The sequence below is a fragment of the Achromobacter sp. 1011811831 genome (genome assembly GCF_059760905.1).
The window spans coordinates 13,683-35,087 of sequence record NZ_JCBANG010000071.1 but is presented as its reverse complement, the minus strand read 5'-3'; the positions used below and the strand labels follow the sequence as shown (position 1 = coordinate 35,087).

At 68.0% G+C, this 21,405-nt stretch carries 19 protein-coding genes; 13 read left to right on the top strand and 6 right to left on the bottom strand.

What is annotated here, in order from left to right; genetic code table 11:
* Positions 1-13: 13 nt before the first annotated feature.
* Positions 14-1,015 carry an ABC transporter substrate-binding protein gene (locus tag AC6LJ9_RS22715; protein ID WP_498149296.1) on the bottom strand — a complete coding sequence of 334 codons (1,002 nt, stop codon included), beginning with the start codon at positions 1,013-1,015 and terminating at the stop codon, positions 14-16.
* Between the two features lie 511 nt (positions 1,016-1,526).
* On the opposite strand from AC6LJ9_RS22715, the gene AC6LJ9_RS22710 reads away from it, so the two are divergent.
* Positions 1,527-1,886, top strand: a complete 360-nt coding sequence (locus tag AC6LJ9_RS22710) for a hypothetical protein (RefSeq protein WP_498149295.1) — start codon at positions 1,527-1,529, stop codon at positions 1,884-1,886.
* Positions 1,887-1,957: 71 nt separating this feature from the next.
* Entirely contained in the window at positions 1,958-2,566 is a 609-nt protein-coding gene (locus AC6LJ9_RS22705; RefSeq protein WP_498149294.1) for an ATPase, read from the top strand.
* 200 nt (positions 2,567-2,766) lie between these two features.
* Here AC6LJ9_RS22705 and AC6LJ9_RS22700 read toward each other — a convergent pair whose 3' ends face one another.
* Positions 2,767-4,047, bottom strand: a complete 1,281-nt coding sequence (locus tag AC6LJ9_RS22700) for a class I SAM-dependent methyltransferase (protein ID WP_498149293.1) — start codon at positions 4,045-4,047, stop codon at positions 2,767-2,769.
* A 182-nt stretch (positions 4,048-4,229) separates the two neighbouring features.
* Here AC6LJ9_RS22700 and AC6LJ9_RS22695 point away from each other — a divergent pair, with 182 nt between their 5' ends.
* From AC6LJ9_RS22695 to AC6LJ9_RS22670, 6 genes are all read left to right on the top strand, one after another.
* A complete protein-coding gene (locus tag AC6LJ9_RS22695; protein ID WP_498149292.1) occupies positions 4,230-5,426 on the top strand; it encodes a Bcr/CflA family multidrug efflux MFS transporter in 1,197 nt (398 codons plus the stop codon).
* A gap of 476 nt (positions 5,427-5,902) precedes the next feature.
* Positions 5,903-6,139, top strand: coding sequence for a 50S ribosomal protein L28 (rpmB, locus tag AC6LJ9_RS22690; protein WP_006390601.1), 237 nt, complete (start codon positions 5,903-5,905; stop codon positions 6,137-6,139).
* Positions 6,140-6,176: 37 nt separating this feature from the next.
* On the top strand, positions 6,177-6,344 hold the full coding sequence (gene rpmG / locus AC6LJ9_RS22685) for a 50S ribosomal protein L33 (RefSeq protein WP_003810296.1): 168 nt from the start codon (positions 6,177-6,179) through the stop codon (positions 6,342-6,344).
* Positions 6,345-6,567: 223 nt separating this feature from the next.
* On the top strand, positions 6,568-7,791 hold the full coding sequence (locus tag AC6LJ9_RS22680; protein ID WP_498149291.1) for an ABC transporter substrate-binding protein: 1,224 nt from the start codon (positions 6,568-6,570) through the stop codon (positions 7,789-7,791).
* The gene (locus AC6LJ9_RS22675) at positions 7,791-9,686 is read left to right on the top strand and encodes an ABC transporter permease (protein ID WP_498149290.1); all 1,896 of its coding nucleotides are present in this window, start codon (positions 7,791-7,793) and stop codon (positions 9,684-9,686) included. The genes AC6LJ9_RS22680 and AC6LJ9_RS22675 overlap by 1 nt, the downstream gene beginning before the upstream one ends.
* Positions 9,683-10,444 (top strand): ABC transporter ATP-binding protein, encoded by a 762-nt coding sequence (locus tag AC6LJ9_RS22670; RefSeq protein ID WP_498149289.1) that lies wholly within the window; start codon positions 9,683-9,685, stop codon positions 10,442-10,444. The genes AC6LJ9_RS22675 and AC6LJ9_RS22670 overlap by 4 nt, the downstream gene beginning before the upstream one ends.
* A gap of 93 nt (positions 10,445-10,537) precedes the next feature.
* Here the strand turns inward: AC6LJ9_RS22670 and AC6LJ9_RS22665 are convergent, their stop codons facing one another.
* The 4 genes from AC6LJ9_RS22665 to AC6LJ9_RS22650 all read right to left on the bottom strand — a co-directional run bounded on the left by AC6LJ9_RS22665 (position 10,538) and on the right by AC6LJ9_RS22650 (position 15,081).
* A complete protein-coding gene (locus AC6LJ9_RS22665) occupies positions 10,538-12,322 on the bottom strand; it encodes a SulP family inorganic anion transporter (protein WP_498149288.1) in 1,785 nt (594 codons plus the stop codon).
* Positions 12,323-12,375: 53 nt separating this feature from the next.
* Entirely contained in the window at positions 12,376-13,263 is an 888-nt protein-coding gene (locus tag AC6LJ9_RS22660; protein WP_498149287.1) for a phosphonopyruvate hydrolase, read from the bottom strand.
* An 82-nt stretch (positions 13,264-13,345) separates the two neighbouring features.
* Positions 13,346-13,894: a hemerythrin domain-containing protein gene (locus tag AC6LJ9_RS22655; protein WP_498149286.1), complete on the bottom strand. Its 549-nt coding sequence runs from the start codon at positions 13,892-13,894 to the stop codon at positions 13,346-13,348.
* Between the two features lie 32 nt (positions 13,895-13,926).
* Entirely contained in the window at positions 13,927-15,081 is a 1,155-nt protein-coding gene (locus AC6LJ9_RS22650) for a D-alanyl-D-alanine carboxypeptidase family protein (RefSeq protein ID WP_498149285.1), read from the bottom strand.
* A gap of 421 nt (positions 15,082-15,502) precedes the next feature.
* On the opposite strand from AC6LJ9_RS22650, the gene AC6LJ9_RS22645 reads away from it, so the two are divergent.
* From AC6LJ9_RS22645 to AC6LJ9_RS22625, 5 genes are all read left to right on the top strand, one after another.
* The gene (locus AC6LJ9_RS22645) at positions 15,503-15,961 is read left to right on the top strand and encodes an HU family DNA-binding protein (protein ID WP_103273655.1); all 459 of its coding nucleotides are present in this window, start codon (positions 15,503-15,505) and stop codon (positions 15,959-15,961) included.
* 230 nt (positions 15,962-16,191) lie between these two features.
* Entirely contained in the window at positions 16,192-16,710 is a 519-nt protein-coding gene (locus AC6LJ9_RS22640) for a MarR family winged helix-turn-helix transcriptional regulator (RefSeq protein WP_498149284.1), read from the top strand.
* Positions 16,711-16,758: 48 nt separating this feature from the next.
* Positions 16,759-17,973 (top strand): MFS transporter, encoded by a 1,215-nt coding sequence (locus AC6LJ9_RS22635; protein ID WP_498149283.1) that lies wholly within the window; start codon positions 16,759-16,761, stop codon positions 17,971-17,973.
* A 100-nt stretch (positions 17,974-18,073) separates the two neighbouring features.
* Positions 18,074-20,731: a leucine--tRNA ligase gene (gene leuS, locus AC6LJ9_RS22630; RefSeq protein ID WP_498149282.1), complete on the top strand. Its 2,658-nt coding sequence runs from the start codon at positions 18,074-18,076 to the stop codon at positions 20,729-20,731.
* An 11-nt stretch (positions 20,732-20,742) separates the two neighbouring features.
* A complete protein-coding gene (locus AC6LJ9_RS22625; protein WP_498149281.1) occupies positions 20,743-21,405 on the top strand; it encodes an LPS-assembly lipoprotein LptE in 663 nt (220 codons plus the stop codon).

Genomic DNA, 21,405 nt, shown 5'->3' with positions numbered 1-21,405 from the left:
ATCTCGGAGATGGCTAGAGCGCGCTCTGCACGCGTCCGGCGACGTCGGCGGGGACCCACTTGGTCCAGACGTCGCGATGGTTCTTCAGGAACCACTTGGCCACGGCGGCGGATTCGTCGCCGGATTCTTCCATGTGGGCCAGGGTTTCATTCATCACCGGCAGCGGCACCGACACCTTGGACAGGAAATCGGTCAGCGTGGGAGCCTGCTCCGCGAACTTGGCGTTCACGGCGGTGAAGACGGGATTGTCGGGATAGGCGCTGGGCTCGGGCTTGGCGCACTTGGGCGAGGTCAGGCACTTGTGCTTTTCCGCGTCGTACGGCGGCATCTCGAGCTTGACCAGGTCCATCGCGCCGACCAGCGGTGTGGGCGACCAGTAGTAGAAGACCACGTTCTGCTTGCGCTTGTAGGCCGACATCAGGGCCGCCTTCTGCGCCGCGCCCGTGCCGGGCGAGTACAGGGTGTAGGAATCATCCAGCTTGAGCGCGTGGAACAGGTTGGTGCTGGTCACTTCGCAGCCCCAGCCCGCCGGGCAGCCGTAGAAGCGGCCCTTGCCCGGCTCTTCGGGATCCTTGAACTGATCCTTGAACTTGGGCAGGTCGGCCGCCGACTTCAGCTCGGGCAGGCGCTCGGCCGTGTAGCGCGGGATGTACCAGGCTTCGCCGCCCATGTAGAGCTCGCCCACGCGCTTGACCTTGCCGGTCTTCTCGGCGCGCTCCCAGGGATCGGCCACGCTGTTCAGCCAGATCTCGGTGTTGATATCGAGGTCGCCGCGCTCCAACGCGGCCAGGGCGGGCAGGGTTTCGGTGGGCAAGGTCTCGGTCTTGCAACCGTAGCCTTTTTCCATGATGAATCGTTCTACATCGACCAGGACCAGATTGGATTCCCAGTTCATGGCGCCGAAATTGACCGGACGCTTGAGTTCGCACTGCGGCGCATCGGCGGCTTGGGCCGTGCCGGCGAAGGCGCACAAGACGGCCACGGCGGCCAGGGTCTTGATGGGGGTGAAACGCATTGGCTTTTGCCTCCATAGGTTCAGGGACACGCGCCGGGCTTGCGGCCTGACGATGCCGTGTAGCTAAGGGGGTTGTGCGGAAGACGGGCAGAACCGCCAATACAAACCGACACTAGCGGCAAGACGGTCCGCAGGGGCGCGGCGTCTTGCAAGACAGGGGGCTCGAACAAGGATTCGAGAACCCGCAGAAAGAGAACAAACTGAATGAAGAAGCGAGCATCTTAAACGAAATAGACGCTCAACCCAAGCCTGATCCGGAAAAATGCCGAAACATTTCCGAGAAAAATACTCCGGGATAACCCCGAATTCTCAGAAGAAAAATGCCATGCTGCCCAGGGAAATGGGTGTTTCATTTTTGAGATACATTTAGTTAATATTTTTCTTGCATGCGTACAAGGTTCCCCTCGATCCGACCGCTGCGTCGCGTCCTCGGATCGTATTTTCCTCAGGCCAATTTGGGAATTTTGGGTAAAATAGCCCCAGATATTTCCGTGCAACCAAGGAGCACACCATGTCCGCCCCCGCCCGGCTCGCCGCCCCCCTGGACCAACTGCCCGTGGCGCCCGCCTCGTCCGTCAAGAAGGACGGCTGGCGCGGCATGATGCGCGCCCTCTCGGCCGAAGGCAGGCTGCTGATCACCAACCACAACCAGCCCGAGGCGGTAATCCTGTCCACCGCCGAATACGCCCGGCTGCTGGAGGCCGCGCAGGCCGCCAACCAGGCCATGCCCGACCCGCTGGCGGAATTGCGCCGCCGCTTCGACGAGCGGCTGGCGGCGCTGGACGATGAACAGGCCGGCGACCGCCTGCGCGACCTGATGCGCTCGCCCGGCCAGCTGGACGGCAAGGTGAAGGCGGGATCCACCTACTGATGGCGGGGTCCGGCGAAGTCCAGGCTGAAGAAGCCCGAGCGGACGCGACCCGGTCTGACGCGACCCGCCCCGTGCTGTTTGTCCTGGCGGGGGTGAACGGGGCGGGCAAGAGCTCCATCGGCGGCCATCTGCTCACCCAGGCCGGACTGGCCTGGTTCAATCCGGACACCTGCGCGCGCGAGCTGGTCCGGGAACACGGCTATGGACAGGAAGACGCGAACATCGCGGCCTGGAACGAAGGCGTGCGGCGCCTGGACCTGGCCGTGCGGACGCGCAAGACCTACGCCTTCGAAACCACGCTGGGCGGCGACACCATCACGCAGAAGCTGATGGCCGCGTCGGCGTCGCATGACGTGCTGGTCTGGTTCTGCGGCCTGCGCGATGCCGCGCAACATATCCAGCGGGTGCGCCTGCGCGTGGCGCGCGGCGGCCACGACATCCCCGAGGACCGCATCCGCCAGCGCTGCCGCACCTCGCTGCTCAACCTCATTGTCCTGATGCCGCGCCTGGCGCAGCTGCGCGCCTACGACAACAGCGTCGACGTGGCCGTGGGCGCTGCGGTGCCGGAGCCGCGCCTGGTGCTGGGAATGGATCAGGGCCGGCTGACGTTCCCGATCACGCCCGATGACATTCGCGCCACGCCCGATTGGGCCAAGGCGCTGGTCGAGGCTGCAGGGTAGAGCCCCCCCGAGCGCTGCGCGCTTCCCCCAGGGGCGCCGCTGCGGACCGGAAGGATGCTCCCACCCCCAAGCGCTACGCGCTTCCCCCTCCAGGGGGCGCCGCTGCGGCCCGGCAAAGCCGGCTCCGCGCGGCCCCGATTGTGGGGCGGCATCTTGCGGGCTCGATCATGGAGCACATTTCACGACGCTATCAGGGCGCGCTATGCGCGTGGCGGCTCGCCGGCAGGCGCGGCGTACATGTAGTCGCGTCGCCATGGGTAGGCGAGGTCCGCCGGACGGTCCAGTTCGTCGCTGCGGCCGGTGGCGGGGTGCTGGGCCAGGATCTGGTGCAGCGCGATCCAGCCGTGTTCGAAGGCCATGGCGCAGCCCGCGAGGTAGAGCCGGTAGGCGCGCAGCGAGCGCGCGCCCTGCTCGCCGCCCAGGATGCGCGCGGCCTCGGGCAAGCGGGCTTCCAGCGCGTCGCTCCAGGCCCACAGCGTGCGCGCATAGTGTGGCCGCAGGTTCTCCACGTCCAGGTCTTCCAGGCCGCCGTTGGTCAAGGACTGCATCACCGCGCTGACATGCGTCAGCTCGCCGCCTGGGAAAATGTACTTTTCGATGAACTCGCCCATGCCGTTGCCCAGCTCGGCGTTGTAGACGCCGGCGGCGGTGATGCCGTGGTTCATGATCAGCCCGCCCGGCTTGAGCAGCCTGCGCAGCTTGGCGAAATAGCCGTCCAGCTGCGCCCGCCCGACGTGTTCGAACATGCCGACCGAAGCGATCTTGTCATAGGGCGTGGATTCATCGAGCCTGCGGTAGTCCAGCAGTTCCATGCGCACGCGCCCGGCCAGCCCCCTGGCCTCGATCAGCCGGCTGACATGCGCATGCTGGTTGTGCGACAGCGTGATGCCGGTGGCGTCCACCCCGTAGTGCTCCGCGGCCCACAGCAGCAGGCCGCCCCAGCCCGCGCCCATGTCCAGGAAGCGCTCGCCGGCCGACAGACGCAGCTTGCGGCAGATGAGATCCAGCTTGGCCTCCTGGGCCTGGGCCAGCGCCATGTCCGGCTCGCGGAAATAGGCGCAGGAATAGACCCGGCGCGGATCCAGCCATAGCGCATAGAAATCATCTGACAGGTCGTAGTGGAACTCGATCTGGCGGGCATCGCGCTCGACGGAATGGCGCCACACCGACATGACCTTGCGCACCAGATCGGTCAGCCAGCCGCCGCGCGCGGCCTCCACCGGCGAGCCCGGCAGCATGGCGGAAGCGGCCGCCATCACGTCGCGCATGCTGCCCTCGATATCGATGCGGCCTTCCACATAGTCCTGCCCCAGCACGCCCACCGCGCCCTCGGCCAGGTGCGCGAGCGCGGTCTTGTCGCGCGCGGCGAAGCGGACCTGCGGCTCGGCCGCTCCCAGCACCGCGCCGTCCGGCAGCACCAGCTGCACGCGCACGGGCAGGTCCCGCAGCTTGTTTTCCACGACCGACAACAAGGGATTCATAGCCTCTCCTCTTCAAGACAAGACGAAACCCTCCCCCGAGCGCTACGCGACCCACTGTATCGGAAAACGCGTACCAACTTTCTGTAAGGCCACGCGTGATACATTTGCCGGCTTGGCGCAAGACACGCAACAGTCGGCAACCGCGCCCTCATGTCCCGCGACCGTTGCTCTCCGTATATCTCATGTCCCCTACGCATACCTCCCGCGGCCTGCCTGGCTGGCTCATCCTCATGGGCGCGCTGACGGCGATCGGCCCCTTCGCCATCGACATGTACCTGCCGGCGTTCCCGACCATCGCGGCCAATCTGGGCGTGCCGCGCGGCGACGTGGAGCGCACGCTGGCCGCCTACCTGATCGGGCTGGCGCTGGCGCAGGTGTTCTACGGTCCGATGGCCGACCGCTACGGCCGCAAGCCGCCGCTGCTGGTGGGCCTGGCGCTGTTCATGCTGGGTTCGCTGGGTTGCGCGCTGGCCGGCTCGGCGCAAGCCCTGACCGGCTGGCGCGTGCTGCAGGCCATGGGCGGGGCGGCCGGCATCGTGATCCCGCGCGCCGTCATCCGCGACCACTACGAAACCCAGGAAGCGGCGCGCGCCATGTCGCTGCTGATGCTGATCATGGGCCTGGCGCCGATCCTGGCTCCGCTGGCTGGCGGGCAATTGCTGACGATCGCCAGCTGGCGCAGCCTGTTCTGGGTGATGGTGGCCGGCGGCGCCATGCTGATGACCGCCGTGATCCTGATCATGAAGGAATCGCTGGCGCCCGAGCGCGTGGTGCCGCTGCGCTGGCAGACCATCCTGCACAATTACCGCGCCCTGTTCGCCCATCGCGGCTTCATGGCGCACAGCCTGGCCGGCGGCTTTGGCCAGGCCGGCATGTTCGCGTACATCATCGGCTCGCCGCGCGTGTTCATCGAACTCTACGGCGTGCCGCCGCAGTATTTCGGCCTGCTGTTCGGCGCCAATGCGCTGTCGCTGATCGTGTGCTCGCAGGTCAGCGCGCGGCTGCTGCGCACCCATCCGCCACGCCTGTTGCAGCGCCGCGCGCTGACCGCGCTGGCCTGCGCCAGCCTGGCCGCCGTGGCGCTGACCGTGGCCGGCTGGATGAGCCTGCCGCTGCTGATGCTCTGCCTGATCGGCTACATGGGCAGCCAGGGTTTCGTGAATCCCAACTCGGCGGCGCTGGCGCTGGCCGAGCAGGGCAAGCGCCTGGGCGCGGCCTCGGCCTTGCTGGGGACGGTTCAACTGTCCTGCGGCGCGCTGGCCGGATTCGCCGTCAGCGCCTGGCAGACCGGCAGCGCCCTGCCCCTGACGACCACGCTGGCGACCTGCGCCTGCCTGTCCTGGCTATCGGGCCGCGTGGCGCAATCGCACACTCGATAGCGCTTTCGCTTGATTTACTTGGCTTTTTCGTATTAGAATCGCAGTCTTCACATGAAGTTTCCCGTGCAGGACTACTATGCTTTGTAGTTCGGCACTCTGACCCCCAACCGCGCATAGCGGGTTTTTCTTGGCTCAGAGTCCTTCGAAAAGGCCTTTGGTTGATGAAAACTCCGGCGGATCCGGCAGGTCTGGCGAAGTCCCTGGCACCAGCGTCCCTGGCACCAGTCTTGACAAGCCGGCATGCAGAATCAGCCAGCGGGCGGCAGGCAGCGGGTATAAGCACTGGGCGGATACGCTTGGGCGCCGTTGAAAAGCGGCACTGAACGCGTAGCCCCCTCATCCACTAAGACTGGGTGGCCGGCATGAACGGCGCAAGGCTGGAACATCCAGCAGATGCGCAGGTTCCACAGCCCGGCGGCTGACACCCTGTCCACCTCCCGGCGATGCGCGCAAGAACGACATAAAGAGGTGCATCCATGGCACGCGTATGCCAAGTGACCGGCAAAGGCCCGATGGTGGGCAACAATGTTTCGCACGCGAACAACAAGACCAAGCGTCGCTTCCTGCCCAACCTGCAATCGCGCCGGTTCTGGGTTGAAAGCGAAAACCGCTGGGTCCGCCTGCGTGTTTCGGCCAAGGCCATCCGCACGATCGACAAGAACGGCATCGACGCCGTGCTGGCCGACATGCGTGCCCGCGGCGAACTGGCCTAATCGGCCTCCCGCCAATCTGACATACTAGGAGCACGACATGGCCAAAGGTATCCGCGAAAAGATCAAGCTCGAGTCGACCGCCGGCACGGGTCATTTCTACACGACCACCAAGAACAAGCGCAACATGCCCGAGAAGATGCTGATCAAGAAGTTTGATCCCGTCGCTCGCAAGCACGTTGACTACAAGGAAACCAAGCTGAAGTAATTCAGCCGGATTTCCCGAAAATAGCCCCGCCCGCGCGGGGCTATTTTTTTGCCGTGAATTTTTGCCGTGAATGATGGCGCATCGCGCCCGGCGCGCGCCCGCGGAGGCCACGGGACGGCATTTGCTTTGCCTGGACGCCGGCCCCATGTTTCAATTGGGCCGCCAGCGACGGGCGACAAGCGCCCGCCGTCCGCTTGAATCCCACACGATCCCGACTCCCGCCATGCTACGTCCCTGCCTTTCCCTGCTGCGCCGCGCGCTCGCGCCCACGCTCCTGGCCCTGGCGCTGACCCCGGCCGCCCAGGCCAAGGACAAGGAACCGCCGATCCGCATCGGCGAGATCAACAGCTACAAGGCTATCCCCGCCTTCCTGGGACCGTACAAGAAAGGCTGGCAGCTGGCGCTGGAGCAGGTCAACGCCGAAGGCGGCGTGCTCGGCCGCAAGCTGGAGGTGATCTCGCGCGACGACAACGGCAACCCCGGCGACTCGGTGCGCGCCGCGCAGGAGCTGCTGGCGCGCGAAAAGGTCGAGCTGCTGTTCGGCGGCTTCCTGTCCAACACCGGGCTGGCGCTGACCGACTTCGCCAAGCAGCAGCAGGTGTTCTTCCTGGCCGCCGAGCCGCTGACGGACAAGATCACCTGGCAGGAAGGCAACCGCTACACCTACCGGCTGCGGCCCTCCACCTGGATGCACGTGGCCGCGCTGGCGCCCAAGGCGCTGGCCCTGCGCAAGAAGCGCTGGGCCATCGTCTACCCCAACTATGAATACGGCCAATCGGCGGTGGCGACCTTCAAGGCCATGATGAAGTCGTTCCAGTCGGACGTGGAGTTCGTCGCCGAGCAGGCCGTGCCGCTGGGCAAGGTCGACGCCGGCGCCGTGGTCCAGGCCCTGGCCGACGCCAAGCCGGACGCGATCTTCAACGTGCTGTTCGCCGCCGACCTGACGCGCTTCGTGCGCGAAGGCAACACGCGCGGCCTGTTCGAGAACATGCCGGTGGTGTCGGTGCTGTCCGGCGAACCCGAATACCTGGAGCCGCTGGGCGCCGACGCGCCCACGGGATGGATCGTCACCGGCTACCCCTGGTATGCCATCGACACGCCCGCGAACAAGAACTTCGTCGAGGCCTACCGCAAGCGCTACAACGAAACGCCCAAGGTCGGCTCGGTGGTGGGCTACGCCTCGCTCATGTCCATCGCCCAGGGCCTGAAGGCCGCCGGCGAGGTCGACACCGAGAAACTCGTCGACGCCTTCGCCGGCCTGAAGGTCGACACCCCCTACGGCCAGATCCAGTACCGCAAGATCGACCATCAATCCACCATGGGCGTGTACGTGGGCGTGACCGCGATCGAGGACGGCAAGGGCATCATGAAGGACTTCGCCTACATGGACGGCGCCCGCCTGCAGCCGCCCGACGAGCAAGTGCGCAAGATGCGTCCGGCCCAGTGATGAGCGGTTCCGGGCTGCTATTGCAGCTGCTCAACGGCCTGGCGGACGCCAGCGCGCTGTTCCTGGTGGCCGCGGGCCTGTCGCTGATCTTCGGCGTCACGCGTGTGGTCAACTTCGCGCACGGCTCGTTCTACATGCTGGGCATCTACCTGGCCTGGACCTTCACCGGCTATTTTGGCGGCGGCGCCGGCTACTGGGCCGGCCTGCTGCTGGCGGCGCTGGCCACCGGCCTCATCGGCGCGGCCGCCGAACGCCTGGTGCTCAGCCGCCTCTACGGCGCGCCCGAGCTCTTCCAGTTGCTGGCCACCTTCGCGCTGCTGCTCATCATCGGCGACGCCACGCTGGCCCTGTGGGGCCCGGAGGACCTGTTCTCCGCCCGCGCCCCCGGCCTCTCGGGCGCCGTCGAGATCCTGGGCCGCCGCTACCCGCAATACGACCTGCTGCTCATCGCCGCCGGCCCGATCGTGCTGGGCCTGCTGTGGCTGCTGCTGATGCGCACACGCTGGGGCCGGCTGCTGCGCGCCGCCGCGGAAAACCGCAGCATGCTGGCCGCGCTGGGCGTGAACCAGGCCTGGCTGTTCACGTCGGCCTTCACGCTGGGCGCCTTCCTGGCGGGCCTGGGCGGCGCGCTGGCCGCGCCGCGCACGCCGGCCACGCTGGGGCTGGACCTGGAAGTCATCGCCAGCGCCTTCGTGGTGGTGGTGGTGGGCGGCCTGGGCTCGATTCCCGGCGCCTTCCTGGCCGCGCTGCTGATCAGCCTGGCCAAGTCCCTGTTCGTGTTCCTGGGCCAGGTGCAGATCGGCCCCTGGGCCTTCAATCTGTCCAAGCTCACGCTGCTGGCCGAGTTCGCGGTCATGGCCGTGGTGCTGGTGGCGCGGCCCTGGGGCCTGATGGGCAAGCCGCCTGCGCCGGCCGGCCACACGGCCAGGCCGGAACGCCCGATCGCCCCTGCCGGCAAGCGCCTGCGGCTGGCGTACGGCGCGCTGCTGGCGCTGTTGATCGCGGCGCCGCTGCTGAGCCAGCAATGGCCGTACCTGGCCATCCTGCTGACCGAGATCCTGATCGCCGCGCTGTTCGCCGCCAGCCTGCATTTCCTGACCGGGCTGGCCGGCATGACCAGCTTCGGCCACGCCGCCTGGTTCGGCCTGGGCGCCTACGGCGCGGCGCTGCTGCTCAAGCTTGGCGCGCTGCCGATGGAGGCCGCGCTGCTGCTGGGGCCGCTGGCCGCGGCGCTGGGCGCGCTGGTGTTCGGCTGGTTCTGCGTGCGCCTGTCCGGCGTCTACCTGGCCATGCTGACGCTGGCCGTGGCGCAGATCCTGTGGGCCGCCGCCTTCCAGTGGGACGACGTCACCGGCGGCAGCAACGGACTCACCGGCCTGTGGCCCGCCGCCTGGCTGAGCAGCGGTCCCGGCTACTACTACCTGACGCTGGCGCTGTGCGCGCTGGGCGTCTGGTGGCTGCGACGGATCGCGTTCGCGCCGCTGGGCTATGCGCTGCGCGGCGCGCGCGATTCGGTCCTGCGCGCCGAGGCGCTGGGCATGGACACGCGCCGCGTGCAATGGGCGGGCTTCGTGGCCGCCTCGCTGGCCGCCGGCATGGCCGGTTCGCTGTATGCCTTTTCCAAGGGCAGCATCGCGCCCGACGCGATGGCCGTGGGCCGCTCGGTCGACGGGCTGGTCATGGTGCTGCTCGGCGGCTTGCAGTCGCTGGCCGGTCCGCTGGCCGGCGCGGCGGCCTATACCTGGCTGCAGGACGCGGCCGCGCGCAGCACCGAATACTGGCACGCACTGCTGGGGCTGGCCATCCTGGCCCTGGTCATGGCGTTTCCCGACGGGCTCGCCGGCGCGGCAACGCGCTGGACCCGCCGGCTCTCAGGTCGGAGCGCCGTGAAATGAGCGCTCCCGCCCTGCTCCAGGTCCGCGACCTGCGCAAGTCCTTCGGCGGCATCGACGCGCTGGCCGGCGTGTCGTTCACGCTCCAGGCCGGGCAGATGCTGGCCCTGATCGGACCGAACGGCGCCGGCAAGTCGACCTGCTTCAACGCGCTGGGCGGACAGGTCCGGCCCGACGCGGGCTCGGTGCGGCTCGACGGCCGCGAACTGGTGGGCCTGACCGCCGCGCGCATTTGCCGGCTGGGCGTGGGCCGCACGTTCCAGACCGCCGCCGTGTTCCGCTCCATGACCGCGCTGGAAAACGTGCAGACCGCCCTGTTGTCGCGCGACCGCCTGGTCTTCAATCCCTGGCGCCGCGCCGGCCGCCACGCGCTGGACGAGGCGCTGACGCTGCTGGAACAGACGCAAATGGCCGACAAGGCCGCACAAGCCTGCGGCGAACTGGCTTACGGCGACGTCAAGCGCGTGGAACTGGCCATGGCGCTGGCCCATCGCCCGCGCCTCTTGCTGATGGACGAACCCACGGCGGGGATGGCCACCAATGAACGCCATGCGCTGATGCAACTGACGCGGCAACTGGCCGACACGCGCGGCATCGCGGTGCTGTTCACCGAGCACAGCCTGGACGTGGTCTTCAAGCACGCCGACCGCATCGCCGTGCTGGTGCGCGGCGGCCTGCTGGCCGAAGGCGAACCGGCCGCCATCGCCGCCGATCCCCGGGTCCAGGCGGCCTACCTGGGCACGGAAGCGCCCGCCGCGTGATCGCCGGGCGTAGCGCGACTGCGCCGGCGGTCCGCCTTCAGCCCCTTCTTCAACGCCCCTTTTCCGGCTCCGCCTGCAGCGCGCCTCTCGCCATCAACCACCCGCTTGCGGGCTGTCCGGCTGACACTCCCAGAAGATCCGGGCCTGGCAACCCGCGCACACCGCGCGGTCCAGCCTGGCGTAGATCGCGTGCAGCGCGGTCGCCTTGTCGGGAAAGATGTGGTCTTCGCCCAGTCTTTGCAGGAATCCGGTACGCCGCCACATCGCCATGACCTCGGGGCGGGGCCGGTGGAAATACAGGTCGCCGCCCATCGCGCGCCGCGCGGTCAGTTCGTCTTCCCAGACCTCGGCGCCAGCCAGATCGATGAAGTTCATGCTCTTGGCCATGACCAGCAGATGCCGCGGCGCGTCCGGCGCGGCGCGCAGTTCGTGCAGCCGCTGCGCCACGTGCGCGGCCGCGCCGAAATACACCGAGCCCTCCATGCGCAGCAGCTTGAGCTGCGGGCATTCCGGCAGGGCCCCGGGCTGCGGCGGCTGCGCCATCACGACGAAGCGGCGGTCCAGCCCGCGCCCGTCGAAACCCATGATGCGCATGGCGGGCCGCGACGTGCGGTGCAGGTAGGCCATCAGCGACAGCACCGTGCCCAGCAGGATCGCCACTTCCATCCGTATCGTCACGGTGGCCGCCATGGTCGCCGCCGCGATCGCCGCCTCGCCGCGCTGCGTGGCCAGCAAGCGCCGCCAGCGCGGCGCGTCCAGCAGCGTCCAAGCCACCAGCAGCAACAGGCCCGCGATGGCGGCATGCGGGATCAACGCCAGCAGCGGCGCCGACAGGGCCACCAGCGCCACCAGCAGCAAGGCGGAGAACACCGCCGCCAGCGGCGTCCTGGCGCCGGCCTCGAAGTTGGGCACGGAGCGGTTCAGCGAGCCGCAGGACAGATAGCACGAGAAGAAGCCGCCGACGATGTTGGACAGGCCCTGCCCCATGAATTCGCGGTTCGCGTCGATGCGCTGGCCCGAGCGCGCCGCCACGGCCTTGGCGATGGAAATGGACTGCGCCAGCGCCACGATGGTCAGCGCGAAGGCCAGGCTGAGCAGGTCGGGCAGCGCGCGCCAGTCCACGCTGGGCACATGGAACGGCGGCCAGGGCTGGGCGATGGCGCCCAGCACCGGCACCGGCGCGCCAGCGCCGCCCCACGCATTCCAGGCAGCAGCCGCCAGCGTGCCGGCGGCCAGGCCGGCCAGCATATAGGGCTTGCGCTTGTCCAGCCTGCGCAGCAGCAGCGCCGCGCCCAGCGTCGCCAGCGTCACGATGATGGAGCCGGCCTGCGCCTGGCCGGCGTGGGAGGCCAGGTTGAGCAGCAGCGAGCCCGCGCCATGCGCATCGGCGGCGGGCAGGCCCAGTGCGTCCTTCAGCGCGTGCACGGCGATCAGCACCGCCGCGCCGCTGGTGAAGCCGAACAGCGCCGACGGCGAAATGAAATGCGCCAGCGAGCCCAGCCGCAGCGCGCCCACCAGCCACTGCATCAGGCCGACCAGCACGGTCACGGCCAACGCCAGCTGGATGTATGCAGGACTGCCGGCCGCGGCAAGAGGCGCCAGCACGGCGAACAGCGCCAGCGAATTGGCGTTGGTCGGCCCCGACATCACGTGGCGGCTGGACCCGGCCAGGGCCGCCACCGCACAGGGAATGATGGCCGAATACAGGCCGTACTCCGGCGGCAGGCCCGCCAGCGTGGCAAAAGCCACGCCCTGCGGCAGCACCAGCAGCGCCCCCAGCAGCCCGGCCGCCAGATCGGCGCGCAGCGTGGCCGGACCGACATCCGCCACCCAATCGCCAAACAGCCGGCCCAGCCAGGCCCGCCCTCGAAACGCCATGCTTCCCCCGGTCTTTCTTGTCTTGCGGCCTGCCGGCAGGCGCCCAAAAGGCGCTAGCGCAGGAACTTGCGTTCCAGTTCGCGCATGGCGGCATCGCCCTGCAGCGCCATGATATCGCTTACGGTCGGCAACATGGCATTCACTTCGTGAACGCCGCCGTCGCGCCGGATCCGGGCGAACACGTCGCGCATGGCGCCCACGGCCGCGCGGATGGCATGGTTGCCATAGATCACCAGCCCGACCTTGCCCAGCGCCTGGATATCGCGCTCGCGCAGCTGCGGATAGGCGGTGGGCACCAGCACCAGCGGCGCGCGGCCCTGCCAGGCGGCGACGAAAGCCAGCACCTCGTCCGGCGCGGTCTGCTTGGAATGGATCAGGATGGCGTCGGCGCCCGCTTCTTCATACGCCGCCGCACGCGCCAGCGCCTCGGCCTGCCCCAGCCCGGCGATCAGCGCCTCGCAGCGGGCGATGACACAGAAGTCCGGATCGCGCCGCGCGGCCAGCGCGGCCTCGATCTTGCCCTGGAATTCAGGCACGCGCGCCAGTTCCTGGCGTCCGCCGGCGCGCAGGCTGGTGTCCTTGGGAAAGGTCTTGTCCTCCATCACCACCGCCGACACGCCCGCTGCCTCGTACTGCGGCAGCATGTAGGCAACGTTGATGGCGTTGCCGAAACCCGTGTCGATGTCGGCGATCACCGGCGCCGGCGTGGCGGCGGCCATGGCCCGCATCATGTCCAGGTGCTGCGCCGGCGACAGGATGCTCGCGTCCGGCACCGCGTGGCTGGCCGACAGTTCGAAGCCGCTGCCCCAGACCGCGTCGAAGCCGGCCTCGGCGGCCAGCAGAGCCGACAGCGGGTTGTGCGCCGACATGGCGTGAGCCAGCACGGGGTCGGTCAGCAGGCGGCGGAAACGGGCGTTGCGGCTGGGAACGGGATCGGTCATGGCGCGGATGGCCTCCGTGATCCGGCGCGGTGCGCGCCGGCTGTCCCGCATCGTAGCGCCTGGCGCCCGGCGACGCAGCGGCTCAGGCGGCGCCGCCGCCTCGGCGCGCGCGCATGGCCCGGCCGATATCGGCCAGCACATCGTCGGCGATGAGCCGCGCCGCCAGCGGCAGCAGCTCGTCTTCCTCGCGACGGATATGGTCGGCATAGGCCTCGGCGAACTCCCGCGCCTGCGCGGGCGTCAGGCTGGCGGGCCTGCCCGCCGCGATCTCGGCCAGCGCGCCGCGCAGCGGCTCCCACAGCGCGGCCAGCCGGCGGTGGTCGGCCTTCAGTCCCTGCACCAACGCGTGCAGGCAGACCGCGTCGGAACCGGCCATGGCCTCGATCAGCGCGGGGAACAGGTCTTCTTCCTCGTCCTCATGGTGATGGACGGCGGCCGTCTCGAAATAGCGCAGCAGGCTGGCCGCCGCGCTCTGCGCGCTGGCGTCGCTGCCATGCCCGGGCAGATGCCCGGCCAGCCGGCTCAGCGTGGCGCACTGGCGCGCGATGCGGCCATGGCAGGCCGACAGCAGGGCCAGGGGCTGATCGGGCCCGGGCGCGGGCGCCGGCCCGCCGGGAAAACTCACGGCCATGGCGATCTCACAATCATGCGGGCCTCCTTTGCTCAGCCCGTGGTTTCACGCCACCACAGGCGGATCGAATCCCAGGCGCGGCCGGCGAATCCGGCCTGCTCGACGGGCTCCAGCGCCAGCACCGGGAACTGCCGCGCCGCCTTGCCGTCCACCATGACGCGCAATTCGCCGACCTCCGCCTGCGCCGCGATCGGCGCGACCAGCGGCTCGCGCGGCGCCCACACCGGTTCGACCTTGGCGCCGGCCGGCACGGTCACATACAGGTCGCGCGCGAAGCCGGCCTTCAGGCTGTCTGCCTGGCCTTTCCAGACCTCGGGCGTAGCCACGGCCTGGCCCTTGGCATAGAGCTTGACGGTATTGAACCCCTGGAAACCCCATTCCAGCAACTCGCGGCTTTCCTTGGTGCGCTGCTTTTCCGATTCCACGCCCACCACCACCGTGATCAGGCGGCGCTGGTCGGCCCCGTTGGGCCGGCGCGCCGTGGCCACCAGGCAGTAGCCGGCGGCATCGGTATGGCCGGTCTTCAGGCCATCCACGCTGGGATCCAGCCACAGCAGGCGGTTGCGGTTGGACTGGGTGATGTTGTTGTAGGTGAACTGCTTGGCCGAATCGTAGGTCCGGTACAGCTCGGGGTAATCACGGATGAAGCGCGTGGCCAGCACCGACAGATCGCTGACGGTGGAGTACGTGGCCGGATCGGACAGGCCATGCGGGCTGGCGAAATGCGTGCCATGCAGGCCCAGCGTCACGGCGGTCTGGTTCATGCGCTCGACGAAGGCTTCCACGCTGCCGGACACCGCTTCGGCCAGCGCGACGGCGGCGTCGTTGCCCGACTGCACCATCAGCCCGCGCAGCAGATTGTCCACCGTGACCAGCGAGCCGGGTTCCAGGAACATCTTCGAGCTGCCCGCCGGCACCTTCCAGGCCCGCGTGGACACGCGCACCTTCTGCTCCGGCTTCAGCGTGCCGTCCTGCAGCGCGCCGAACACGATATAGGCCGTCATGATCTTGGTCAGCGAGGCAGGCTCGATGCGCGCGGTGGCGGCGTGCGACGCGATCACCTGGCCGCTGGTTTCGTCCAGCAGCAGCCAGGCCCTGGCAGACAGTTCGGGCGCCGGCAGCGCCTGCGCCCAGGCGCCGGACGCGAAGGCCACGGCGGCCAGCGTGGCGACCGCAAACTTTTGCACGCCCCGGCCGCCTCGCTGGAAAAGGCTTGAAAGACGCCCCCGCCCGGCCTGCGGGTTCACGTCCCGATCATGCCGCGGGGGAACATACTTATTCATCGACAACATAGACTGCTCTGCTTCCTTGCATGCTTGCGTGAGGGCCCGCGCAACGCGCGGCGCAAGCATTTGAACATGGTCGCGCCGCTTGGTTCAGTGAGTCGCATCCCATCGTTCACGATGCTTGCGACGCCGGGAAAGTGTCACGACATCTTGCAAGACCCCTTGTTTTAAGAGGTTTGCTGCGTGGAAAACAACAAAGATTGATCGAAACCCCCTTGGAAAGCCGCATAAACAGCGACTCTTCCGCTATCATCGGGCGCGTGGCGTTCGTTGCCGATACCCGGCTCGCGCTGCTCTAGTCCTCAACATACGGATTTTGACCATGGCCACGAAAGCTAAAGCTCCTGCCAAGAAAGTCACCAAGCCCGCCGCCAAGGCGCCCGCGAAGAAGGCTACCGCCGCCAAGCCCGCTGTGAAGCCCGCAGCGAAGAAGGTCGTCGCCGCCAAGAAGGTCGCTGCCGCCCCCAAGGCCATCAAAGCCGCCCTGAACAAGACCCAGCTCATCGCCTATCTGGTCGAGCAATCGGGCGTTGAAGCCAAGTCGGTCAAGGCCGTCCTGGCCAGCCTGGAAACCTCGGTGCTGGGTTCGGTGGACAAGAAGGGCGCCGGCGAATTCACGCTGCCCGGCCTGTTCAAGGTCTCCGTGCAGAAGGTTCCCGCCAAGGCCAAGCGCTTCGGCAAGGATCCGTTCACCGGCGAAGAGCGCTGGTTCCCCGCCAAGCCGGCTTCGGTGAAGGTGAAGGTTCGCCCGCTCAAGAAGCTGAAGGACGCCGCGCAGTAATTTCCGCGCAGTATCCGGTCAAGCCGGGAAAGGCCCGCCTCGCAAGAGGCGGGCCTTTCTCTTTTGCGCGGCGCGATTTTGCATGAAGCCCGCCGGCTTGTTAGAATTTATCTTTATATAAAGATACTTTACTTCAAGATAAATCGGGCGCATCATCCATCGCCCGCCGAACCGCGGCCCAGCCCGGCGCGAACCGCCATCCCGACTGGCCGCGAGGAGCCTCGCCAACCATGCCGCAAACCGATTTCGTCGATCTCGTGCTGTCCCAATGGACCGCCGAATGTCCCGGCCAGGACTTCTCGTCCATGGCGGTGATCACCCGTCTGTTCCGGCTCAATGCCTTCGCCACACGCAACGTCAACTGCGGCTTCCGCCAGCATCAGCTGAACCAGGGCGAATTCGACGTACTGGCCACGCTGTACCGCTGCGGCCCGCCCCATGCGATGAATCCGCAGAAGCTGGTGGCCGCCCTGTTGCTGACCTCGGGCGCCATGACCAACCGGCTCGACCGCCTGGAACAGGCCGGCCTGCTGGCCCGCAGCCCCAATCCCGAAGACCGGCGCGGCACCATCGTGTCGCTCACGGCCGAAGGCCTGCGCACGATCCGCGCCGTGCTCAAGGACTACCTGAAGAACCTCGAACAGCTGCTCGAGCCGCTGGGCGCGTCCGAACGCCGCCAGCTCGCCGGCCTGCTGAAGAAACTGCTGATCAACCACGACCTGGAAGCGCCCGGCGGCGTGGACGCCTGAGCGCCGCCGCCCGCGACCGATCCGATTTTTCCCCTGCCGCACTCCGTCATGACCTCCCCTGCTTCGCACACGCCGCCGCTGACCGCGCCGATGATCCTGCTGATGTCCCTGGCCACCGGCCTGACCGTCGCCAGCAACTATTACGCCCAGCCGCTGCTGCACACCATCGGCGAGCAGTTCTCGCTGTCCAACGCCGCCGCCGGCGGCATCGTCACGACCGCCCAGCTGAGCTATGCCGCCGGGCTGATGCTGCTGGTGCCCCTGGGCGACATGTACGAGCGGCGCGGCCTGATCGTGCTGATGACGCTGCTGTCCTCGGCCAGCCTGCTGGTTTCGGCCTTCGCGCCCAACATCACGGTGCTGATGCTGGGCACGGCGCTGACCGGCATGCTGTCGGTGGTCGCCCAGATACTGGTGCCCTTCGCCGCCACGCTGGCCTTGCCACATGAGCGCGGCAAGGCGGTGGGCACGGTCATGAGCGGCCTGCTGCTGGGCATCCTGCTGGCGCGGACCTTCGCCGGCGTGCTGGCCGACCTGGGCAGCTGGCGCACCGTGTACTGGGTGGCGTCCCTGCTGATGCTGGCCATGTCCGCCGTGCTGTGGCGCGTGCTGCCGCGCCACCAGAGCCAGGCGGGACTGAGTTATCCGCGCCTGCTGGGCTCGATCCTGCGCATGTTCGTCGAGGAGCCGCTGTTCCGGGCCCGCTCGATCCTGGGCGCCCTGCTGTTCGCCGCGTTCAGCATGCTGTGGACGCCGCTGACCTTCCTGCTGTCCAGCCCGCCCTATTCCTACAACACCACCACGATCGGCCTGTTCGGCCTGGCCGGCGCGGCCGGCGCCTTCGCCGCCAACCGCTTCGGCCGGCTGGCGGACCGTGGACTGGCCAACCTGGCGACCCGCGCCGGGCTGCTCCTCTTGCTGGGATCCTGGGGCCTGATGGCCTTCGGCCAGGCATCGGCGCTGGCGCTGCTGGCCGGCATCCTGCTGCAGGACCTGGCCATCCAGGGCGTGCACGTCACCAATACCAGCTGCATCTATCCGCTGCGGCCGGAAGCCCGCAGCCGCCTGACGGCCGGCTACATGACCAGCTATTTCATTGGCGGCGCGTCCGGCTCGCTGGTATCGTCCTGGCTCTATTCGCATTTCGGCTGGACCGGCGTGGTGGCCGCCGGGGCGGCGCTGGGCGTGATCACGCTGGCCTACGGGACCCTGTCCCCCAGCGCGCGCGTGCCGGAAACCGCCCCGTCCCCTATCCGCGCCTAGCACCTCCTATAATCAGGGGTTTTGACCGCCACCGAACCCGGCCGCCCCAGCGCCGCCAGGACGGGGCGGCCTTCCCTTTTTCGCCAACGCGCACGAGCTCATGCAGGAACGTTACCTTCCCACTACCGTCGAAGCGGCCGCCCAGCAAGACTGGCAGGCCCGCGACGCCTATCTGGTCCACGAACACGCGAAGAACGCCGACGGCTCCGAAAAGCCCAAGTTCTACGCCTGCTCCATGCTGCCCTACCCCAGCGGCAAGCTGCACATGGGTCACGTGCGCAACTACACCATCAACGACATGATGGCGCGCCAGCTGCGCATGCGCGGCTACAACGTGCTGATGCCCATGGGCTGGGACGCCTTCGGCATGCCGGCCGAGAACGCCGCCATCAAGTCCAAGGTGCCGCCGGCCAAGTGGACCTACGACAACATCGCCTATATGAAGAAGCAGATGAAGGCGATGGGTCTGGCGATCGACTGGTCGCGCGAGATGTGCGCCTGCGATCCGCAATACTACAAATGGAACCAGTGGCTGTTCCTGAAGATGCTCGAAAAGGGCGTGGCCTACCGCAAGACCCAGGTCGTCAACTGGGACCCGGTGGACCAGACCGTGCTGGCCAACGAACAGGTCATCGACGGCCGCGGCTGGCGTTCCGGCGCGCCCGTTGAAAAGCGCGAGATCCCGGGCTACTACCTGCGCATCACCGACTACGCCGACGAACTGCTGGGCGCGGTGCAGAACGATCTGCCCGGCTGGCCCGAGCGCGTGCGCCTGATGCAGGAAAACTGGATCGGCAAGTCCGAGGGCCTGCGCTTCGCCTTCCCCCACAAGATCGCCGGCGCCGACGGCCAGCTGATCCAGGACGGCAAGCTGTACGTCTTCACGACCCGCGCCGACACCATCATGGGCGTCACCTTCTGCGCGGTCGCCCCCGAACACCCGCTGGCCACGCACGCCGCTGCCGCCAATCCGCAGCTGGCCGCCTTCATCGAGCAATGCAAGCTCGGCGGCACGACCGAGGCCGAAATGGCCACCCGCGAAAAGGAAGGCATGCCCACCGGCCTGTACGTCACGCACCCGGTCACGGGCGCCGAGGTCGAGGTCTGGGTCGGCAACTACGTGCTCATGACCTACGGCGACGGCGCCGTCATGGGCGTGCCGGCGCATGACGAGCGCGATTTCGCCTTCGCCCGCAAGTACCAGCTGCCGATCCGCCAGGTCGTGGCCGTGGCCGGCAAGGAATACTCCGACCAGGCCTGGCAGGAATGGTACGGCGACAAGCAGTCCGGCCTGACGATCAATTCCGGCAAGTACGACGGCCTGTCGCACAAGGACGCCGTGGACGCCATCGCCGCCGACCTGGGCGCGCAAGGCCTGGGCGAAAAGCAGACCACCTGGCGCCTGCGCGACTGGGGCATCTCGCGCCAGCGCTACTGGGGCACGCCGATCCCCATCATCCACTGCCCGGATTGCGGCCCGGTGCCGGTCCCCGAGAAGGACCTGCCGGTGGTGCTGCCCGACGACCTGATCCCCGACGGCAGCGGCAACCCGCTGGCCAAGAACGAGGCCTTCCTGTCCTGCGCCTGCCCCAGCTGCGGCAAGCCGGCGCGCCGTGAAACCGACACCATGGACACCTTCGTGGACTCGTCCTGGTACTTCATGCGCTATACCTCGCCGGGCAACGACCAGGCCATGGTGGACGGTCGCAACGACTACTGGATGCCGATGGACCAGTACATCGGCGGGATCGAGCACGCGGTGCTGCACCTGCTGTACGCCCGGTTCTGGACCAAGGTCATGCGCGACATGGGCATGCTCAATTTCGACGAGCCCTTCACCAAGCTGCTGTGCCAGGGCATGGTGCTGAACCACATCTACTCGCGCAAGAACGCCCAGGGCGGCATCGAGTACTTCTGGCCCGAGGAAGTCGAGAACGTCTACGACGCGCGCGGCGCCATCACCGGCGCCAAGCTCAAGTCGGATGGCTCCGACATCACCTACGGCGGCGTGGGCACCATGTCCAAGTCGAAGAACAACGGCGTCGACCCGCAATCGCTGATCGATACGCTGGGCGCCGACACGGCGCGCCTGTTCGTCATGTTCGCCAGCCCGCCCGAGCAGACGCTGGAGTGGTCGGATTCGGGCGTGGAAGGCTCGAACCGCTTCCTGCGCCGCCTGTGGTCCATCAGCTACTCGCAGCGCGAAGCCGTGGCGCGCGGCCTGGCCCAGGGCGCCGACTGGGCCGGCGCGCCGGCCCCGGTCAAGGATCTGCGCCGCGAGATCTACGGCCTGCTCAAGCAAGCCGACTACGACTATCAGCGCATCCAGTACAACACCGTGGTGTCGGCCTGCATGAAGATGCTGAACGCCATCGACGACGCCAAGCTGCCGGAAGGCCAGCACGCTGACGCCGCCCGCGCCGAGACGCTGGGCGTCCTGCTGCGCGTGCTGTATCCGGTGGTGCCGCACGTCACCTGGCATCTGTGGCAAGACCTGGGCTACGCCAAGGAGCTGGGCGACCTGCTCGACGCCCCCTGGCCGCACGTGGACGAAGCCGCGCTGATCGCCGACGAGATCGAACTGATGCTGCAGGTCAACGGCAAGCTGCGCGGCTCGATCCGCGTCGCCGCGCAGGCGGCCCGCGAGGACATCGAGAAGCTCGCGGCCGAACAGGAAGAGGTCGCCCGCTACCTGGAGGGCCGCCCGCCCAAGCGCGTCATCGTGGTTCCGGGCAAACTGGTCAACGTCGTAGGCTGATGAGGTCAAGCATGCACTTCGCCGGGCAACACACGCACTCCCCCCGCCAATCCTGGCTGCTGCGCGGCGCCTGCCTGGCGCTGTTCATGCTGCTCTCCGCCTGCGGCTTCGCGCTGCGCGGCGTCACGCCGATGCCGTTCGAAACGCTGTATGTGGGTATTCCCGACACCACGCAGTTCGGCGCCGACGTGCGCCGCTCGCTGCGCGCGGCTTCGCCCGATACCAAGCTCGTCAACACGCCCAAGGAAGCACAGGCCATCCTGCAGCAGGTCGGCGACACCCGCACGCTGCGCGAAGTCTCGCTCAACGCCCAGGGCCGTGTCGAATCGTATGAGCTCGGCATCAACTTCACCTTCCGCCTGATCGATGCCAAGGGCAACGCACTGATCCCGGACACCACGCTGTCGATCTACCGCGAAATGCCGTATGACGACCAGATCGTGCAGGCCAAGCAAGGTCAGATCGAGACGCTGTACAAGGCCATGCAGCGCGACTTGGTGTCGCGCCTGCTGCGCCGCATGACCGCGCCCGACGTGCGCAAGGCGTTCGAGAATCCTGGTAGCAACGAGGATGGCGTGGACGCGCCGGTGTACGACCCGAACGCGGTACAGCCGGTCAACACTCCCGCTCCCTGGCAGACGCCGTCCACCACCGACGCGCCGCTGTCGCGCTAG

What these genes read in the sequence shown, in the direction of transcription:
- AC6LJ9_RS22715 (WP_498149296.1), bottom strand. Translation starts at nt 1,015, where the DNA reads ATGCGTTTCACCCCCATCAAGACCCTGGCCGCCGTGGCCGTCTTGTGC.
- AC6LJ9_RS22710 (WP_498149295.1), top strand. Translation starts at nt 1,527, where the DNA reads ATGTCCGCCCCCGCCCGGCTCGCCGCCCCCCTGGACCAACTGCCCGTG.
- AC6LJ9_RS22700 (WP_498149293.1), bottom strand. Translation starts at nt 4,047, where the DNA reads ATGAATCCCTTGTTGTCGGTCGTGGAAAACAAGCTGCGGGACCTGCCC.
- AC6LJ9_RS22695 (WP_498149292.1), top strand. Translation starts at nt 4,230, where the DNA reads ATGTCCCCTACGCATACCTCCCGCGGCCTGCCTGGCTGGCTCATCCTC.
- rpmB (WP_006390601.1), top strand. Translation starts at nt 5,903, where the DNA reads ATGGCACGCGTATGCCAAGTGACCGGCAAAGGCCCGATGGTGGGCAAC.
- rpmG (WP_003810296.1), top strand. Translation starts at nt 6,177, where the DNA reads ATGGCCAAAGGTATCCGCGAAAAGATCAAGCTCGAGTCGACCGCCGGC.
- AC6LJ9_RS22680 (WP_498149291.1), top strand. Translation starts at nt 6,568, where the DNA reads ATGCTACGTCCCTGCCTTTCCCTGCTGCGCCGCGCGCTCGCGCCCACG.
- AC6LJ9_RS22675 (WP_498149290.1), top strand. Translation starts at nt 7,791, where the DNA reads ATGAGCGGTTCCGGGCTGCTATTGCAGCTGCTCAACGGCCTGGCGGAC.
- AC6LJ9_RS22670 (WP_498149289.1), top strand. Translation starts at nt 9,683, where the DNA reads ATGAGCGCTCCCGCCCTGCTCCAGGTCCGCGACCTGCGCAAGTCCTTC.
- AC6LJ9_RS22665 (WP_498149288.1), bottom strand. Translation starts at nt 12,322, where the DNA reads ATGGCGTTTCGAGGGCGGGCCTGGCTGGGCCGGCTGTTTGGCGATTGG.
- AC6LJ9_RS22660 (WP_498149287.1), bottom strand. Translation starts at nt 13,263, where the DNA reads ATGACCGATCCCGTTCCCAGCCGCAACGCCCGTTTCCGCCGCCTGCTG.
- AC6LJ9_RS22655 (WP_498149286.1), bottom strand. Translation starts at nt 13,894, where the DNA reads ATGGCCGTGAGTTTTCCCGGCGGGCCGGCGCCCGCGCCCGGGCCCGAT.
- AC6LJ9_RS22645 (WP_103273655.1), top strand. Translation starts at nt 15,503, where the DNA reads ATGGCCACGAAAGCTAAAGCTCCTGCCAAGAAAGTCACCAAGCCCGCC.
- AC6LJ9_RS22640 (WP_498149284.1), top strand. Translation starts at nt 16,192, where the DNA reads ATGCCGCAAACCGATTTCGTCGATCTCGTGCTGTCCCAATGGACCGCC.
- AC6LJ9_RS22635 (WP_498149283.1), top strand. Translation starts at nt 16,759, where the DNA reads ATGACCTCCCCTGCTTCGCACACGCCGCCGCTGACCGCGCCGATGATC.
- leuS (WP_498149282.1), top strand. Translation starts at nt 18,074, where the DNA reads ATGCAGGAACGTTACCTTCCCACTACCGTCGAAGCGGCCGCCCAGCAA.
- AC6LJ9_RS22625 (WP_498149281.1), top strand. Translation starts at nt 20,743, where the DNA reads ATGCACTTCGCCGGGCAACACACGCACTCCCCCCGCCAATCCTGGCTG.